This is a genomic window from Cupriavidus sp. GW821-FHT02F09, from assembly GCF_059421605.1.
The window spans coordinates 70,660-88,489 of the sequence record NZ_JBWKVH010000016.1; the positions used below are offsets into that span (position 1 = coordinate 70,660).

A 17,830-nucleotide genomic window follows, 5' to 3' on the forward strand; every position below is an offset into this window, starting at 1 on the left:
CCCCGGGTGTGCGGCCAGCAAGTCATCAGCGGCGTCGGCGGTGTGGCGCCGGCGTTTCTCCTTAACAACAGGAACCCTCTTGAACTTTCCTTACGAGTGGCAGATCGGTTGGCGATACACCCGCGCAAGCAAGCGCGCCAGCCGCAACACCTTTATTTCCTTTATCTCGATGATTTCCATGCTCGGCATTGCGCTGGGCGTGGCGGCGCTGATCGTGGTGCTGTCGGTGATGAACGGTTTCCAGAAAGAAGTGCGGGATCGCATGCTCTCCGTGCTGTCGCACATCGAGGTGGTCGGCCCCGGGGCGCTGCCCGACTGGCAGAAGACCGCCGCCGAGGCGATGCGCAACAAGGAAGTGATCGGTGCTGCGCCCTATGTGGCCGCGCAGGCCATGCTGACTCGCGAGGACGCCGTGCGCGGCGTGCTGTTGCGCGGGGTCGAGCCTTCGGAAGAACCCAAGGTTTCCGATATCGGCAAGCAGTTCCGGAGTGGCAGCATGGAGCGCCTGCTTCCGGGCGAGTTCGGCATCGCCCTGGGCAATGAGCTGGCCAACGCGATGGGCGTGCAGGTGGGCGACAAGGTCACGCTGGTGGTGCCGCAGGGCACCATCACGCCGGCCGGCGTGCTGCCGAGGCTCAAGCAGTTCACGGTGGTGGGCGTGTTTTCGTCCGGCCATTTCGAGTTCGACAACGCGCTGGCGCTGATCAATATCCGCGACGCCGAAGCCATGTTCCGCCTCGCCGGGCCCACCGGCGTGCGTTTGAAACTGACGGACATGCAGCGCGCCCCCCAGGTGGCCGACGAACTGGCCGGCACGCTCTCGGGCGAGCTTTACCTGCGGGACTGGTCCAAGCAGAACCGCAACTGGTTTGCCGCGGTGCAGACCGAGAAGCGCATGATGTTCATCATCCTGACGCTGATCATCGCGGTGGCGGCCTTCAACCTGGTGTCCACGCTGGTCATGACTGTGACGGACAAGCAGGCTGACATCGCCATCCTGCGCACCATGGGCGCCCAGCCGAGCTCGATCACCAAGATCTTTATCGTGCAGGGCGTTGCCATCGGCTTTATCGGCACGCTGGCGGGGGTTGCCGGCGGCGCCTTGATCGCCTTCAACATCGATGTGATCGTGCCCTTTATCGAACGGCTGCTGCATGTGCAGTTCCTGCCGCGCGACATCTATTTCATCAGCGAACTGCCCTCGGATCCCCGCGTGAACGACATTGCGACCATCGGTATCGTCTCCTTTGTGCTGTCCATCCTGGCCACGCTCTACCCAAGCTGGCGTGCTGCCCGCGTCAACCCGGCGGAGGCGCTGCGCTATGAGTGAAACCCTGATGCACGCCGCACCGGCCGGCAATGCCGCAGACGCCGCTGGCAAGGCCGGCTCGGATATGCCGGTGCTGCTGGCCGAGGGCCTGACCAAGCGTTTCCGCCAGGGCGGCCTGGACGTGACCGTGCTCAAGGGCGTGGATGTCCGGGTGGATGCGGGCGAGAAAGTCGCCATCGTGGGCGCTTCCGGTTCCGGCAAGAGCACGCTGCTGCATGTGCTGGGCGGGCTCGACAACCCGGACAGCGGGCGGGTCGCCTTGAAGGGCCGGCCTTTCACCGCGCTGCGCGAGAGCGAGCGCAATATCGTGCGCAACCGCGAGCTGGGCTTCATCTATCAGTTCCACCACCTGCTGCCCGAGTTCACCGCGCTGGATAACGTGGCCATGCCGATGCGCATCCGCGGGCTGCGCCAGCCCGAGGCGCGCGCGGCGGCGATGACGGTGCTGGAGCGCGTGGGCCTGGGCGACCGGGCGCAGCACCGGCCCGGCGAGCTGTCCGGCGGCGAGCGCCAGCGGGTGGCGATCGCCCGCGCGCTGGTGGGCGGCCCGGCCTGCGTGCTGGCCGACGAGCCCACCGGCAACCTGGACGACCATACCGCGGGCGGCGTCTACGATCTGATGCTGGAACTGTCGCGCACGCTGGGCACCAGTTTTGTGATCGTGACCCACGACCTCGACCTGGCCAGCCGCTGCGATCGCGTGCTGCGATTGCGCGATGGGCATATCCACCGCGAGCGCTGAACCAGCGGAACCCGCCATGTGGATCGATACGCATTGCCACCTCGACGCCGGCGAATTCGATGCCGACCGTGACACCGTTGCCGCCGCCGCTGCCACGGCGGGGGTGACGGGCATCGTGCTGCCGGCGGTGGCCGTGTCGAATTTTGCCGCGGTGCGGGCGCTGGCGCATCGCCACGCTAGCTGCGTCTACGCGTTGGGGATCCATCCGCTGTGCACGCCGGGCGCGGGGCAGGCCGACCTCGATGCGTTGCGCAACGAGGCGCAAGCCTCGCTGGCCGATCCGCGCTTCGTCGGCATCGGCGAGATCGGGCTCGATTTCTTCGTGCCCGGCCTTGATGCCGCGCACCAGGCCTGGATCTATGCCGAGCAACTCAAGATTGCGCGCGAGCTGGACTTGCCGGTGCTGCTGCATGTGCGCAAGTCGCAGGACCAGGTGGCGGCCCAGTTGCGCCGCATCGGCGTGCGCCAGGGTATTGCCCATGCTTTCAACGGCAGCGTGCAGCAGGCGCGGGGATTTATCGACCAGGGCCTCAAGCTGGGCTTCGGCGGCAACCTGACCTTCAGCCGCGCCAACCAGATCCGGCGCCTGGCGGCGGAGCTGCCGCTCGACGCCATCGTGCTGGAAACCGACGCACCCGACATCGCGCCCGCCTGGCTGTCCGACGACCAGTTCGGCGAGCAGCACAAGGCGCGCAACACGCCTGCCGAAGTGGCCGGCGTGGCGCGCGTGCTGGGCGAGTTGCGCGGGCTGGATGCCGCGCCGCTGGCGCAGGCGATGTGGCGCAACTCCGTGGCGGCCTTGCCGCGGCTGGGCGCGTTCGCGTCAACCATGTTTCCCCCGGCATTGCCTGCATTGGCCCCGGCCGAAACAATCGGCAACCAATCCGTTTCATCCTGACGAGTCTGGCGGCCGGTAACGGCCGTATAAGCAGACGCATCCGATATCCCATCTGCCCGTTGGGGGAGTCCGCATGCGTCTGTTCTTGCTCGCCTTCGTGGCGGGCTGCTGGTGGCTGCAGCAACAAGGCTCGCTGCCGCGTGGCGGCGCGGCGTGGGTGTTGGCGGCTGCCGGGCTGCTGGCGGCCGCGCTCGCGCTGTGCCTGCGCACGCGCCGGCCTGGCTGGGCGCGGGTGGCCTGGATCGTATTGTCGCTGCTGGCTGGTTTCGGCTGTTCGGCGTGGCGCGCCGAGGCTCGTCTGGCAGAGCGGCTGGCGCCTGGGCTGGAAGGGGTCGACCTGCAGGTGAGTGGCGTGGTGGCCGGGCTGCCGGCGCAGGCCGCGCGCGGCCAGCGCTTCGTGTTCGCGCTTGACGATGCGGCGGGCATGCCGCCCCGCGTCTTGCTGGGCTGGGACGATGCCCCGGCCGGCTTGCGCCCGGGCGAGCGCTACGTCTTCACCGTGCGCTTGCGGCAGCCCCATGGCCTGGCCAACCCGCATGGCTTCGATTACGAATTCTGGCTGATGGCGGCCGCGCTTGGCGCGACTGGCTACGTGCGCGATGCCATCGGCGAGCCGCAGGACGCTGTCGGCGAACGGCTCGCGTGGCGGATCGCGCGATGGCGGGCGCAGGTGCGCGATCACGTCTTGCAAAGCCTGCCAGCCGATGCCCGCTTCGCTCCGGTGCTGGCGGCCCTGGTGGTTGGCGATCAGCACGGCATCCAGCAGCGGGACTGGATCTTGTTCACACGCACCGGCATCGGCCACCTGATCAGCATTTCCGGCCTGCATATCACCATGATTTCCGGCCTGTTCTCCAGCTTCGTCCATTGGCTGTGGCGGCATTCGTTCGGGCTCGGGCGATGGCTGCCGCGGCCCTTGCCGCTGTGGTGGCCGGCGCGGCGCGCCGCGCTGGTGGGCGCGGTGATTGCAGCCCTCGTCTACGGCCTGCTGGCGGGCATGCAGGTGCCGGCGCTGCGCACCGTGTCGATGCTGGTGGTGGCGGCGCTGGCACTCTGGAGCGGGCGCACGCCGCCGGCCTCGCTGGTGCTGGCCTGGGCGGCGTTCGTGGCGATCGGGCTCGACCCCTGGGCTGTGCTGTCGCCCGGGTTCTGGCTTTCGTTCGGCGCGGTGGGCGTGATCTTCCTGGCCGCGGCGCAACCCGCCAATCAGTCCGCGCTGACGCGTTGGCAGCGTGTTCGCGCCAGCCTTGCGCAGGCGGCGCGCACGCAATGGTCCGTCACGATCGGGCTGGTGCCGCTGACCTTGCTGCTGTTCCAGCAGGTCTCGGTGATTTCGCCGCTGGCCAATGCGGCGGCGATCCCGCTGGTCAGCCTGCTGGTGACGCCGATGGCCTTGCTGGCGGCGGCGGTGCCCGCGCCGCTGGCGGGCTGGCTGCTCAGCCCCGCGCATCTGCTGCTGCACTGGCTGGTGCTGGGCCTGGAGTGGCTGTCGGCGCCGCCGTGGGCGGTGTGGCAGGCCGCGCGCGCCGGGCCGGCGGCGCTGGCGCTGGCGGTGCTCGGCTCGCTGCTGTTGCTGGCCCCCGTGCCCTGTGGCTTGCGCGCGCGCCTGCATGGCGTGGTACTGCTGTTGCCGATGGTGCTGGCGGGGCGGCAGCCGGTGGCGCACGGGGAGTTTCGCGCCACCGCGATCGATATCGGGCAAGGCACGGCGGTACTGGTGGAAACGCGCTCGCGCGTGCTGCTCTACGATGCCGGGCCGGCTTACGGCTGGGGTGCCGCGCGTGGCGAATTGGGCAACAGCGCCGGCGCGCGGGATATCGTGCCGTTCTTGCGCGGCGCTGGGGTGCGCAGGCTGGACACGCTGGTGATCAGCCATGAAGACGCGGATCATGCTGGCGGTGCGCGCGACATCATGGCGGCGCTGCCGGTGGACAGCCTGCTATCTGGCGCGCCGGCGGGACATCGGCTGCTGGTACCGCCGGCGAGCGCTGCGCACCTGGAAGCGCAGCCCTGCGAGGCGGGGCAGCAGTGGGAGTGGGATGGCGTGCGCTTTGCCATGCTGCATCCCTTGCCGGGCATCGCGCAGAATGCCGCCATCGACAGCAATGCGCGCAGTTGCGTGCTCAAGGTGGCGGGCAGCGCGCGCAGCCTGCTGCTGACCGGCGATATCGGCCGGCGTGACGAGGCGGCGCTGCTGGCACGCCTGTCGACGCAAGACTTGCGCGCGGATTTCCTGCAGGTGCCGCATCACGGCAGCAACACCTCATCGAGCGGCGCGTTCCTGGCCGTGGTGGCACCGGAGGTCGCGCTGTTCCAGGTGGGCTACCGCAACCGCCACCGGCATCCCCGGCCCGAGATCTGGGACCGCTACGGTTCGCACGAGATCGCCCGCTATCGCAGCGACGAGACCGGCGCGGTCCAGCTTACGACGCGCGGCGAGTCTTACGCGCTGCAGGCCTACCGCCAGCACGCGCGGCGCTACTGGCGCGCGGCGCCGCCTGCGCCTCGCTGAGATGCGCGGGCTCGGCCTGCGCGATGCGGCGCTCGCGCAGGTGCGCCTTGGCGCGCTGCAGGCCGGCGGAGACGGTGTCGGCGCGCTCAAGGGCGACGCCCGCTGCCAGCACGTCGCCCAGCACCAGGTGGCAGATGCGCGAGGTCATCGGCGTGTAGACCTCGCTGTCTTCCTCCACGTCCGAGAACACGCAGACGTCCGCCAGCGCGGCCAGCGGCGAGCCGCTGTGGGTCAGCGCCAGCACGCTGGCACCGCTGGCGCGGGCGAGCGTGGCGGCGGCCAGCATGTCCCACGTGCGCCCGCTGTTGGAGACCAGCACGGCCACGTCGCCGGGTCCGAGCAGCGCCGCCGACATGCTGAAGACGTGCGAGTCCGAGTAGGCAACGGTCGGCATGCCGAGGCGGAAGAACTTGTGCTGGATATCCAGGGCGACGATGCCCGAGTTGCCGCAGCCATAGAACTCGATGCGCCTGGCTGCGGCGAGCAGCTGGATGCCATGTTCGATCTGGTCTGCCGACAATGCGTTGCGCACGGTCATCAGGGTGGCGATGGTGCGGTCGAACACCTTGCCGGCGATATCGGCGGGGCGGTCCTCGGCTTTGACGTCCTGGTGCACGAAGGGCGTGCCGCCGCCCACGTTCTGGGCGAACTGGAGCTTGAACTCGCGAAAGCCGTCGTAGCCCAGCGCCGCGCAAAAGCGCGCAATGGTGGGCTGGGATACGCCTGCGCGCTCGGCCAGCTCGGGCATCGACAAGCGGATCACGCTGGCGCCGTGGCGGGCGACATAGTCGGCAAGGCGGCGTTCGGAGGGGCGAAGCGTGTCGTAGACGGCAAGAATTCGGTCGCGCATGGTAGGGCAGGGATGGGCTGTCTGTGCCGGGGAGTTGTTCTGGCTTTGGCCCCGGAATCCGTGGCTCGACGGATCGAGCGGCATGTAGATATTCTACATAATCAGAGACGGGGTCATCGCGGCTTCAACGTGACTACCGGGTAGGGATTTCACCTATGTGCGCTAAATATGCCATGAATAAAACGCTTTGTGATGTGCGCGCATGGTGTTTTCAAATTGGCTTTCGATATAATGTAGAAAATCTACAAACAATAGCGACCGCAAGTCCCCCCAGTCCTCCCGGATACGATCAGGCATCACGACCAGGAACTCCCCCCAATGTCAAAAGCCCTCCACGCCGAAGTCCACGCCGTCACCGAGCGCGTGATCGCGCGCAGCCAGCGCAGCCGCGCCGCCTATCTCGCGCGTTGCGAACGCGCCCAGCAGGAGCTGGGCCCCTTGCGCGGGCTGTCCTGCGCCAACCTCGCGCACGGCATGGCCGCGCTGCCCACGCACGACAAGCTCAAGCTGCGGGTCGAGCATGCTGCCAACCTCGGCATCGTTACCGCGTACAACGACATGCTGTCGGCCCACCAGCCGTACGAACGTTATCCCGGCGTGATCCGGGAGGCCGCGCGTGCCGTTGGCGCCGTGGCGCAGGTGGCGGGCGGCGTGCCGGCGATGTGCGATGGCATCACGCAGGGCAATGCCGGCATGGAACTGTCGCTGTTTTCGCGCGATGCCATTGCGATGGCCACGGCGGTCTCGCTGTCGCACAACACCTTCGATGCCGCGGTCATGCTGGGCGTGTGCGACAAGATCGTGCCGGGCCTGCTGATGGGCGCGCTGCAGTTCGGCCACCTGCCGGTGGTGTTCGTGCCGGCCGGGCCGATGTCGACGGGCTTGTCCAACAAGGAAAAGGCGCGCGTGCGCCAGCTATACGCAACCGGCCAGGTTGGCCGCGAAGCCTTGCTGGAGGCCGAGTGCGAGGCCTATCACGGCGCCGGCACATGCACCTTCTACGGCACCGCCAACAGCAACCAGTTCCTGATGGAAATCATGGGCCTGCATATGCCGGGCGCGGCCTTCGTGCATCCCGACAGCGGCCTGCGCGACGCGCTCACCGCCGCCGCCGCGCAACGCGCGCTGGCCCTGACGGCGCGGGGCGGCGACTACCTGCCTCTGGCGCGCATCGTCGACGAGCGCGCGGTGATCAATGCCGTGGTCGGCCTGCTGGCCACGGGTGGCTCGACCAACCACACCATCCACCTGGTGGCGATGGCGCGCGCGGCGGGCATCCTCATCGACTGGGATGATTTCGACCGCCTCTCGCGCATCACGCCGCTGCTGGCGCGTGTCTACCCCAACGGCTCGGCCGACGTGAATCACTTCCACGCCGCGGGCGGCGTGGCCTACGTGATTCGCCAGCTGCTCAGCGCCGGGTTGCTGCACGAGGACGTGGAAACCGTGGCCGGGCGTGGCCTGGCCCGTTACACGCAAGAGCCCGTGATGATCGACGGCGTGCTGCAGTGGCGCGACGGCGCCGCCGTCAGCGGTGATGCCACGGTGCTGGCCACTGCGGCCGAGCCGTTCTCCACCGAGGGCGGCTTGCGCCTGCTGCAAGGCAATCTTGGCCGCGGCATGATCAAGGTGTCGGCGGTGGCGGATGAGCATCGGGTGATCGAAGCACCGGCACGCGTCTTCGACTCGCAAGAGCAATTGCAAGCCGCGTTCGAAGCCGGCGAGTTCACGGGCGACATGATCGCGGTCGTGCGTTTCCAGGGACCCAACGCCAACGGCATGCCAGAACTGCACCGTCTCACCCCGGTGCTGGGCTCGCTGCAGGACGCCGGCTACAAGGTTGCGCTGGTGACCGATGGCCGCATGTCCGGCGCTTCTGGCAAGGTGCCGGCGGTCATTCATGTGGGGCCTGAGGCACTTGCCGGCGGCCCGCTGGCGCGCGTGCGTGACGGCGACCGGATCCGCGTGGACGCCGTGGCAGGCACGCTGGAATGGCTTGGCGCCGCGAATGGCGACGGCGACCTGGCCACGCGTGCTTCAGCCGTGCTGCCGGACGACGCCTTTACGAATTTCAGCGTCGGCCGGGGCCTGTTCGGGCTGTTCCGCCGCAACGCGCGGATCGCGGAGGAGGGCGGCAGCGCGCTGGACCTCTCCGAGGCCGACGCGCCCGGCGCTGTCCAAACGGGCGCGGCCGTCGCACAATAGGCAGCGCCCCTTAAATTTGTGTCATTTGTGTCCCCGGCAGCCGATGGCTGGCGGAGACGACCCCGAGCCGGCCCATGCGGGTCCTATCATGGCTTCATGGCTGAACGCTTGCGGAGCCGACCGGCCGCCGGCGCGGGGACTACCGACAAGGATGGGAAAACCATCCGAACATGATCATTGGAGCAGACATGATCTACATCCTGATGGGCGTTTCCGGCAGCGGAAAGACCACGGTCGGCCAGTTGCTGGCCAAGACCTTGCAATGCGGCTTCCACGATGCCGATGAATTCCACAGCGCCGCCAACAAGGCGAAGATGCACAACGGCATCGCGCTGACCGACGACGACCGCTGGCCCTGGCTGGCCGCGATGCGCGCGGCGATCGATGCGGCCCGCGCCGAAGGGCGCACCCACGTCTTTACCTGTTCCGCGCTGCGGCAAACCTACCGCGACCGCCTGACGCCCGCCGATGGCGGCGTGACCTTTGTCTACATGAAGGGCGATGCTACGGTCATTGGCGGCCGCCTGGCCGAGCGCAGCGACCACTTCTTCAATCCCGCCCTGCTGCAGAGCCAGTTCGAGACCCTGGAGGAGCCGCGCGACGCCCTGGTGCTCGATATCCGCCAGACGCCGGAGGCGCTGGTGCAGCGCATCCTGGCCGGAGTGCAGGCAGAAAAAAGCGCGGCGATCGCCCGCTGAACCGATGCCAAGGCTGGCCCGAAGCGAAGGCTGGCAGACATCTTGCTTATCCATGTTTGATGGCGCGAATGCCTGCCGCTTGCGGCTTTCGTGGTCATAGGTATCCTATAGGGACAGCACTTCGAAGCATGACGAGATGGTCCGCGGCCAAGCCGCCGGGCCTCGGGTGGTGATCTCAAGGTGCTGTGCCGGGAACAACAAGCCAATCAAAACGGGATAGCCGGCAGTTTGGGCGGCACCCAAATCATGGGGGAACGGCCATCATGGCGGCGCGGTTTTTCGACGAGATGCTCGATTGGCAAGATGGCGTGGCAGCAGCAATCCACGCGGGCGAGTCCCTGCCGGCAGGTGCCGTGCGGGGGCATTACAAGCAGTTCGCGGATTGGTTGGCGCGCCAGTCCGAAGGCACCATGGACAACAAGCGCGCCGAAGCGGATCTCATCTTCCGGCGCGTGGGCATCACGTTTGCCGTTTACGGTGAAAAAGACGAGTCCAACAGCGGCACCGAACGAACCATCCCGTTCGATGTCATTCCCCGCATCTTCCCCGCCAGCGAGTGGGCAACGCTCGAGCGCGGCCTGCGCCAGCGGGTGTCGGCGCTGAACCGCTTCATCCACGATATCTATCACGGGCAGGACATCATCCGCGCCGGTGTGATCCCGCCAGACCAGATCTACAACAACGCGCAGTACCGCCCCGAGATGCTCGGCATCGACGTGCCCCGTGATATCTACGCCCATGTGGCGGGCATCGATGTAGTGCGCGCTGGCGAGGGCGAGTTCTACGTGCTGGAAGACAACCTGCGCGTGCCCTCCGGCGTGTCCTACATGCTGGAGAACCGCAAGATGATGATGCGGTTGTTCCCGGACCTGTTCGCGCGCAATCGCGTGGCGCCGGTGGCGCACTATCCCGACCTGCTGCTCGACATGCTGCGCGGCGTCTCGCCGCAGAACATCGCCGATCCCACGGTGGTGGTGCTCACGCCCGGCATGTACAACTCCGCCTACTTCGAGCATGCCTTCCTGGCGCAGCAAATGGGCGTGGAACTGGTCGAGGGCAGCGACCTGTTCGTACAGGACGAGCACCTCTACATGCGCACCACCCAGGGGCCGCAGCGCATCGACGTGATCTACCGCCGGGTCGACGACGACTTCCTCGACCCGCTGGTGTTCCGCTCGGATTCCACGCTGGGCGCGGCGGGGCTGCTCTCGGTCTACCGCGCGGGCAACGTCACCATCTGCAACGCCATTGGCACGGGCGTGGCCGACGACAAGTCGATCTATCCCTACGTGCCCGACATGATCCGCTTCTACCTTGGCGAGGAAGCGATCCTCAACAACGTGCCGACGTACATGTGCCGCCGCCCGGACGACCTGCAGTACGTGCTGGACCACATGAGCGAACTGGTGGTCAAGGAAACCCACGGGGCCGGCGGCTACGGCATGCTGGTGGGGCCTGCCGCCACGCGCGCGGAGATCGATACGTTCCGCGAGGTCGTGCGCGCGCGTCCCGAGCAGTACATCGCGCAGCCCACGCTGGCGCTTTCCACCTGCCCGACGTATGTCGAGTCGGGGATCGCGCCGCGCCATATCGACCTGCGTCCGTTCGTGCTGTCCGGCAAGGATGTGCGCATGGTGCCGGGCGGGTTGACCCGCGTTGCGCTGCGCGAAGGCTCGCTGGTGGTCAACTCCTCGCAGGGCGGGGGCACCAAGGACACCTGGGTGCTGGAGCGCTGACGCGCGGCGCACGCAAGGATTGTTTGTGATTCCCGCGCTGGCAGCCGCGTTGCCGGCGGCGCGCGGGCGAACAGCGCTGTACGAGGGGACTGACCATGCTTAGCCGCACCGCCGACCATCTGTTCTGGATGGCGCGCTATACCGAACGCGCGGAGAACACCGCGCGCATGCTGGACGTGAACTACCAGACTTCGCTGCTGCCGCAATCCGCGGAAGTGGCGGAGCAAGGCTGGTGGGCCATGCTCGATATCTCCGAGCTGACCACGGTGTTCGACGAGAAGTACGGCCTGCTTACGCGCGACGACGTGATCGACTTCATGGTGCGCGACATGACCAATGTCTCGTCCATCATGAGCTGCCTGCGCGCGGCCCGCGAGAACGCCCGCGCCGTGCGCGGCTCGCTGACCACCGAGGTCTGGGAGACCATCAACACCACCTGGCTCGACGTGCAGCGCATGATCGCCGACGGCGTGCTGCGCGAGGATCCTTCGCAGTTCTTCGAGTGGGTGAAGTTCCGCTCCCACCTTGCCCGTGGCGTGCAGTTTGGCACCATGCTCAAGGATGATGCCTTCCACTTCATGCGGCTGGGCACGTTCCTGGAACGCGCCGACAATACCGCGCGGATTCTGGACGTGAAGTTCCAGGCCAGCACGGTCGACGATAGCGATCCCAATCGCGACGCCAACGATTTCTATCACTGGGCGGCTGTCCTGCGCTCGGTGTCGGGATTCGAGGTGTACCGCAAGGTGTATCGCACCGTGATCACGCCCGAGCGCGTGGCCGAACTGCTGGTGCTGCGTCCCGACATGCCGCGCTCGCTGGTGTCCAGCATGGACGAGGTGGTGTCGATCCTGGCGCTGGTGGGCAACCACCTTTCTTCGGAGACCGAGCGCCAGGCTGGTAAACTCCACGCCGATTTGAAATATGCGCGCATCGACGACATCTTCGCCGTCGGGCTGCATGCTTACCTGACCAGTTTCCTGGAGCGCATCGGCGACCTCGGCAACGGCATCAGCCGGGATTTCCTCGTGCCGCTGCTCGCTGCCTGACCTATATGAAGTGGGGAGGTTGTGCCGGCCTCGCCACATCATGAAATACAAGATTCACCACAAGACGGTCTACCGTTATGCCGAGCCGGTCCTGCGCAGCGTGCACGAACTGCGGCTCGCGCCGCGCTCGGGCCCGCTGCAGGCCGTGCAGGAATGGCAATTGTCCGTTCCCGGCAACCTGTCCGAGGCGCGTGACGGTTTCGGCAATATCGTGCACAGCTTCACTGTGGCCGGGCCAGCACATACGCTGGTGATCGAGGCCAGCGGCGTGGTCGATGTCACGCCGCCAATGGATGCGGACGGGCCGTTCTTTTGCGATGCGCCGCCGGCTGGCGAGGCGCGTGTGTCGCCGCTGTATTACCTTGGCGGCACGCCGCTGACCGCCGCCAAGCCGGAGATGGTGCATTTTGCCGCGCCCTACCTGGCGGCGGGGGCGACGGTGCCCGCGCTGCTGGCGCTGGCCAATGGCATCGCCGGGCGGGTGCGCTACCGGTCAGATAGCACCGATGTGGACACCTCGGCCAGCGACGCATTCGCACTGGGCAGCGGGGTTTGCCAGGACCACGCGCAGGTGATGGTGGCATGCTGCCGGGCCCTGGGCGTGCCGGCGCGCTACGTCAGCGGCTATTTCTATGACCCGGCCGCGTCGGAATTGGCTAGCCATGCCTGGGCCGATGTCTGCGTGGATGCCGGCAAGGAGTTGTGGTGCAGCATCGACGTGACCCACGGCTGCCTGAGCGACGCGCGCCATATCCGGCTGGCGGTCGGGCGTGACTATCGCATGGCTGCACCGGTGCGCGGGATTCGCGAAGGTGGCAGCGGCGAGCGGCTGGCGGTCGAGATCGCCATTGCGCCGTTGCAGTGAATGAAGTGGTGCGCCGTGCACCAAAAACGGGCGTGCCGCACGTTTCCGGGCGCACCGGCGCGGCGCTAGAATGCGGCCTTGGCCCGGGCGACAGGCTTGGCGAAGCGCCAGGCGTGAATGTGCACCATTACAAGACAAGATCATGACGTACTGTGTAGCCATGCGGCTGGATGCCGGGCTGGTGTTCCTTTCCGATTCGCGCACCAATGCCGGTGTCGATGCGATCTCGACCGCTCGCAAGATGACCGTGTTCGAGGAGCCGGGCGACCGGGTGATGGTCTTGCTGACCGCGGGCAACCTGGCGATCAGCCAGGCGGTGCGCCAGATACTGGCGGAGGGCCGCGATGAGAAGCGCTCGCTGTGGACGGCGCGCGATATGTTCGAGGCGGCCGCCATCGTTGGCGACGCGGTGCGCCAGGTGCACAAGCACGACGCCCACGCGCTGCGCGAGGCCGGCATCGAGTTCAATGTGAGCCTGATCTTCGGCGGCCAGATCCGCGGCGAACGCGTGCGCCTGTTCCATGTGTACGCCGCCGGGAATTTCGTCGAGGCCACCCCCGAGAACTGCTATTTTCAGATCGGCGAGGCCAAGTACGGCAAGCCCATCATCGATCGCGTGGTCGAGCCGACGCTGCCGCTGGGCGAGGCAGCCAAGTGTGCGCTGATCTCGATGGACTCCACGTTGAAGTCGAATATCTCGGTAGGCCTGCCGCTGGACCTGCTGGTCTACGAAGGCGATTCGCTGCGCGTGACCCGCTTTGTCAACATTGACGAGAAGAACGCCTACTTCCGCATGATCCGCGATACCTGGGGGCAACGCTTGCGCCAGGTCTTCGGCGAGATCAACGATCCGGAGTGGGATGCCAACGCGCCGGCCGAGTTTCCGCTGGCGCGCCAGGGCGCGGGCGACCGCTGGGGCCAGCCTGTGCGCGCCACGCGCGAACGTGCCGGCACGCAGGACTGAGGGCGCGCTGCGAATACCCCGATGCGCGACATTCTGCATTTTTCGCACGCCAATGGCTTTCCGGTCAGTACCTACCGCAAGCTGTTCGGAACGCTGGAAGACGATTTCGAGATCCGCGCCGTGGACCGTTATGGCCACGACCCGAAATTCCCGGTCACGCGCGAGTGGCCGCACCTGGTCGATGAGCTGCTGGCTTCGATCGAGCAGAAGTACCGCGAGCCGGTGTGGCTGGTGGGGCATTCGCTGGGTGGTTTCCTGTCGCTGATGGCCGCGCTGCGCCGCCCGCAGTGGGTGCGCGGCGTGGTGATGCTGGATTCGCCCGTGATTGCCGGGTGGCGCGCCGCCTTGCTCAAGGCCGGTCAACGCTTCGGCCTGGATGAGCGGCCCAGCCCGGCTGCCGCGACCCGGCGGCGGCGCACGCACTGGCCGGATGCCGAGGCGGTGTGGGCGCATTTCCGCTCCAAGCCGGTGTTCGCGTCGTGGGACGAGGAGGTGCTGCGCGACTATGCGATGCATGGCACGGAGCCGACCGGCAACGACGCCGAACGCCGCCTGCGCTTCGAGCGCGAGATCGAGTACCAGATCTACCGCACGCTGCCCACCAGCCTGGGCGCGCGCGTGGCGCGCGGCGCGCCGGTGCCGGTCAGCTTTGTCGCCGGCACGCGTTCGCGCGAAGTGCGGCAATGCGGGCTCGGCGCCACGCGCAAGCTGGTGGGCGAGCGCCTGCGCTTTATCGAGGGCGGGCACCTGTATCCGATGGAGCGTCCCGGGCAGACCGCCGGGCTGATCCGCGATCTGGTCGGGCAAATGCGGGGCGACGGCGCCACCTTCGCGCGTCCGTAGGCGGGGCAGGATCGGGCGGCGGCGCGGACGCGAGTGCGAAGCGGCGAAAGCGTCTCAGCGGCTGCCGGGCAAGGCGACTTGTCGCAAATGCGGCGCTGCAGCAGGCGGCCTCTCATGTATAATCCCGATTTCCCCGGCAAGCTCGGTTTATGACCAAATTCGTCTTCGTCACCGGTGGTGTCGTCTCTTCTCTCGGCAAGGGCATCGCTGCTGCTTCGCTCGCGGCCATTCTCGAGTCGCGCGGCCTCAAAGTCACCCTCCTCAAGCTAGATCCCTACATCAACGTCGATCCCGGCACGATGAGCCCCTTCCAGCATGGCGAAGTGTTCGTCACGGAAGACGGTGCGGAAACCGACCTCGATCTTGGCCACTATGAGCGCTTCGTCTCGGCCAAGATGCGCAAGTCGAACAACTTCACCACGGGCCAGATCTACGAATCGGTGATCCGCAAGGAACGCCGCGGCGAGTACCTCGGCAAGACGGTGCAGGTGATCCCGCACATCACCAACGAAATCCAGGCCTTCATCGAGCGCGGCGCGGCTGCGTCGCACGGTGGCAAGGCGGACGTCGCGCTGGTGGAGATCGGCGGCACGGTGGGTGACATCGAGTCGCTGCCCTTCCTGGAAGCCGCGCGCCAGATGAGCCTGCGCATGGGCCGCAACCACGCCGCCTTCGTGCACCTGACGCTGGTGCCGTTCATTGCCAGCGCCGGCGAGCTCAAGACCAAGCCGACCCAGCACTCGGTGCAGAAGCTGCGTGAAATCGGCATCTCGCCGACCGCGCTGCTGTGCCGCGCCGACCGCCCGATTCCGGACGAAGAGCGCGCCAAGATTTCGCTGTTCTCCAATATCCCGCAAGAAGCCGTGATCTCGGTGTGGGACGTGGACAGCATCTACAAGATCCCGCAGATGCTCAACGAGCAAGGCCTCGACCGCCTGATCTGCGAGGAGCTGCGTATCGATCCCAAACCGGCCGATCTTTCCATGTGGCAGCGCCTGGTCAATGCCCAGGAAAACCCGCAGCACGAGGTCACCATCGGCATGGTGGGCAAGTATGTCGACCTGACCGAATCCTACAAGTCGCTGATCGAAGCGCTGCGCCACGCCGGCATGCACACCGCCACCCGCGTGAACATCGAGTACATCGATTCGGAAGAGCTCGAATCCGGTCACCTCGAAGTGCTCAAGCCGCTGGACGCCATCCTGGTCCCGGGCGGCTTCGGCAAGCGCGGCACGGAAGGCAAGATCCGCGCGATCCAGTACGCTCGCGAGAACAAGGTGCCGTACCTGGGCATCTGCCTGGGCATGCAGCTGGCCGTGATCGAATTCGCGCGCCACGTGGCGGCGATGGCCGATGCCAACTCGACCGAGTTCAACCTGGAAACCGAACATCCGGTGGTCGCGCTGATCACCGAGTGGGTGGATCGCGAAGGCAAGGTCGAGCAGCGCTCCGCCGAGTCCGACCTGGGCGGCACCATGCGCCTTGGCGCGCAGCGCGTGCCGGTCAAGGCCGGGACCAAGGCCAGCCAGATCTATGGCCCGGAAGTCAACGAGCGCCATCGCCATCGCTACGAGGTCAACAATCACTACGTGCCGACGCTGGAAAAGGCGGGCATGGTGATCTCGGCCCGTACGCCGACCGAAGACCTGCCCGAGATGATGGAACTGCCGGAAAGCCTGCACCCGTGGTTCGTGGGCGTGCAGTTCCACCCGGAATTCACCTCCACCCCGCGCGATGGCCATCCGCTGTTCAAGGCCTACGTGGAAGCGGCGCTGGCCAGCCAGCAGAAGAAGGCGGGCTAAGCCCCGGCACCGCAAGCAGGAGATTAGCGATGAAACTCTGTGGATTTGACGTCGGCCTGGACCGGCCCTTCTTCCTGATCGCCGGCCCGTGCGTGATCGAGTCCGAGCAGATGGCGCTGGATACGGCCGGTGAGCTCAAGGCGATCACCAGCGAGCTTGGCATTCCCTTTATCTACAAGTCCTCGTTCGACAAGGCCAACCGCTCGTCGGGCCGGACCTTCCGTGGCCTGGGCATGGAGAAGGGTCTCGAGATCCTCGCCACCGTCAAGCGCGAGATCGGCGTGCCGGTGCTGACCGACATCCACGAGATCGACGAGGTCAAGCCGGTGGCGGCCGTGGTCGACGTGCTGCAGACGCCGGCCTTCCTGTGCCGGCAGACCGACTTCATCCGTGCCTGCGCGCAGAGCGGCCGCCCCGTCAATATCAAGAAGGGTCAGTTCCTCGCGCCGCACGACATGAAGAATGTCATCGACAAGGCGCGCGATGCCGCGCGCGAGGCCGGGCTGCCGGAAGACAGCTTCATGGCCTGCGAACGCGGCGTTTCCTTCGGCTACAACAACCTGGTCTCGGACATGCGCTCACTGGCGATCATGCGCGAGACCAGCGCGCCGGTGGTGTTCGACGCCACCCACTCGGTGCAGCTGCCGGGTGGCCAGGGCACCAGCTCGGGCGGCCAGCGCGAGTTCGTGCCGGTGCTGGCCCGCGCCGCCGTGGCGGTTGGCGTGGCGGGCCTGTTCATGGAAACCCATCCGGATCCGAGCAAGGCCATGTCGGACGGCCCCAACGCCGTGCCGCTGTCGCGCATGAAGGAACTGCTGTCGGTGCTCAAGGACCTGGACACCCTGGTCAAGCGCAACGGCTTCCTGGAAGACAATTTCGGCTGGCCGGCGGCTTGCGCCTGAGCTTGCCGTGCCACCGCGGTCATGGCCGTCATCGGGCGGCCATGATCAGCCAAGTAGAATCAACATCATAAGAACACACGGAGATACGCCATGGCCAGCGGCTATATCATTGCCCACGTCGATGTCACCGATCCCCAGCAGTATGAAGAGTACAAAGTGCTCTCCAGCCATGCCATGAAGGTGCATGGCGCCGAGGTACTGGTGCGCGGCGGCAAGACCGAGAAGCTCGAGGGCGACTGGGCCCCGACGCGCGTGGTCGTGCTGAAGTTTCCCAGCTATGACGCGGCAAAGTCGTTCCACGACAGCGAGGAATACCGCGCCGCGCGCAAGTCGCGCGAGCACGCCGCGCGCATGAACATGATCGTGGTGGAAGGCGCTTAAGGCTTAGGCGTCAGCCAGCTCGGTCAGCTGTAGCCAGCGGTAGTCCAGGGCAT

Annotated in this window: 15 protein-coding genes; 14 read left to right on the plus strand and 1 reads right to left on the minus strand. The window is 66.9% G+C overall.

The window, feature by feature from the left end; genetic code table 11:
* The first annotated feature begins 79 nt into the window (after nt 1-79).
* The 4 genes from AC07XB_RS19320 (at nt 80) to AC07XB_RS19335 (ending at nt 5,482) form a co-directional block, all read left to right on the plus strand.
* On the plus strand, nt 80-1,330 hold the full coding sequence (locus tag AC07XB_RS19320; protein WP_492829436.1) for a lipoprotein-releasing ABC transporter permease subunit: 1,251 nt from the start codon (nt 80-82) through the stop codon (nt 1,328-1,330).
* A complete protein-coding gene (gene lolD / locus AC07XB_RS19325; RefSeq protein ID WP_416048080.1) occupies nt 1,323-2,072 on the plus strand; it encodes a lipoprotein-releasing ABC transporter ATP-binding protein LolD in 750 nt (249 codons plus the stop codon). Before AC07XB_RS19320 ends, lolD begins: the two co-directional genes overlap by 8 nt.
* A gap of 16 nt (nt 2,073-2,088) precedes the next feature.
* A complete protein-coding gene (locus tag AC07XB_RS19330) occupies nt 2,089-2,970 on the plus strand; it encodes a TatD family hydrolase (protein ID WP_492372682.1) in 882 nt (293 codons plus the stop codon).
* Between the two features lie 73 nt (nt 2,971-3,043).
* Complete coding sequence (locus tag AC07XB_RS19335) at nt 3,044-5,482, plus strand: DNA internalization-related competence protein ComEC/Rec2 (protein ID WP_492807778.1); 2,439 nt, start codon at nt 3,044-3,046, stop codon at nt 5,480-5,482.
* Here AC07XB_RS19335 and AC07XB_RS19340 read toward each other — a convergent pair.
* Entirely contained in the window at nt 5,394-6,332 is a 939-nt protein-coding gene (locus AC07XB_RS19340; protein ID WP_416048083.1) for a MurR/RpiR family transcriptional regulator, read from the minus strand. The two genes, AC07XB_RS19335 and AC07XB_RS19340, sit on opposite strands and share 89 nt — an antisense overlap.
* 318 nt (nt 6,333-6,650) lie before the next feature.
* Here AC07XB_RS19340 and edd point away from each other — a divergent pair, with 318 nt between their 5' ends.
* The 10 genes from edd to AC07XB_RS19390 all read left to right on the plus strand — a co-directional run bounded on the left by edd (nt 6,651) and on the right by AC07XB_RS19390 (nt 17,777).
* The gene (gene edd, locus AC07XB_RS19345) at nt 6,651-8,537 is read left to right on the plus strand and encodes a phosphogluconate dehydratase (RefSeq protein ID WP_492829434.1); all 1,887 of its coding nucleotides are present in this window, start codon (nt 6,651-6,653) and stop codon (nt 8,535-8,537) included.
* Between the two features lie 188 nt (nt 8,538-8,725).
* Nucleotides 8,726-9,235, plus strand: a complete 510-nt coding sequence (locus tag AC07XB_RS19350) for a gluconokinase (RefSeq protein WP_492372697.1) — start codon at nt 8,726-8,728, stop codon at nt 9,233-9,235.
* Nucleotides 9,236-9,498: 263 nt separating this feature from the next.
* The gene (locus AC07XB_RS19355; protein ID WP_492372679.1) at nt 9,499-10,971 is read left to right on the plus strand and encodes a circularly permuted type 2 ATP-grasp protein; all 1,473 of its coding nucleotides are present in this window, start codon (nt 9,499-9,501) and stop codon (nt 10,969-10,971) included.
* 95 nt (nt 10,972-11,066) lie between these two features.
* Nucleotides 11,067-12,020, plus strand: a complete 954-nt coding sequence (locus AC07XB_RS19360) for an alpha-E domain-containing protein (protein WP_441633667.1) — start codon at nt 11,067-11,069, stop codon at nt 12,018-12,020.
* A 40-nt stretch (nt 12,021-12,060) separates the two neighbouring features.
* The gene (locus AC07XB_RS19365) at nt 12,061-12,885 is read left to right on the plus strand and encodes a transglutaminase family protein (protein ID WP_492829433.1); all 825 of its coding nucleotides are present in this window, start codon (nt 12,061-12,063) and stop codon (nt 12,883-12,885) included.
* A gap of 142 nt (nt 12,886-13,027) precedes the next feature.
* The gene (locus AC07XB_RS19370; protein ID WP_193692133.1) at nt 13,028-13,849 is read left to right on the plus strand and encodes a proteasome-type protease; all 822 of its coding nucleotides are present in this window, start codon (nt 13,028-13,030) and stop codon (nt 13,847-13,849) included.
* Nucleotides 13,850-13,870: 21 nt separating this feature from the next.
* Nucleotides 13,871-14,692 carry an alpha/beta fold hydrolase gene (locus tag AC07XB_RS19375; protein WP_492807773.1) on the plus strand — a complete coding sequence of 274 codons (822 nt, stop codon included), beginning with the start codon at nt 13,871-13,873 and terminating at the stop codon, nt 14,690-14,692.
* Between the two features lie 149 nt (nt 14,693-14,841).
* Nucleotides 14,842-16,494, plus strand: coding sequence for a CTP synthase (gene pyrG, locus AC07XB_RS19380; protein ID WP_043344927.1), 1,653 nt, complete (start codon nt 14,842-14,844; stop codon nt 16,492-16,494).
* A gap of 29 nt (nt 16,495-16,523) precedes the next feature.
* The gene (kdsA, locus tag AC07XB_RS19385; RefSeq protein ID WP_492829431.1) at nt 16,524-17,396 is read left to right on the plus strand and encodes a 3-deoxy-8-phosphooctulonate synthase; all 873 of its coding nucleotides are present in this window, start codon (nt 16,524-16,526) and stop codon (nt 17,394-17,396) included.
* A gap of 90 nt (nt 17,397-17,486) precedes the next feature.
* Nucleotides 17,487-17,777 carry a DUF1330 domain-containing protein gene (locus AC07XB_RS19390; protein ID WP_006160203.1) on the plus strand — a complete coding sequence of 97 codons (291 nt, stop codon included), beginning with the start codon at nt 17,487-17,489 and terminating at the stop codon, nt 17,775-17,777.
* The last annotated feature ends 53 nt before the right edge of the window (nt 17,778-17,830 follow it).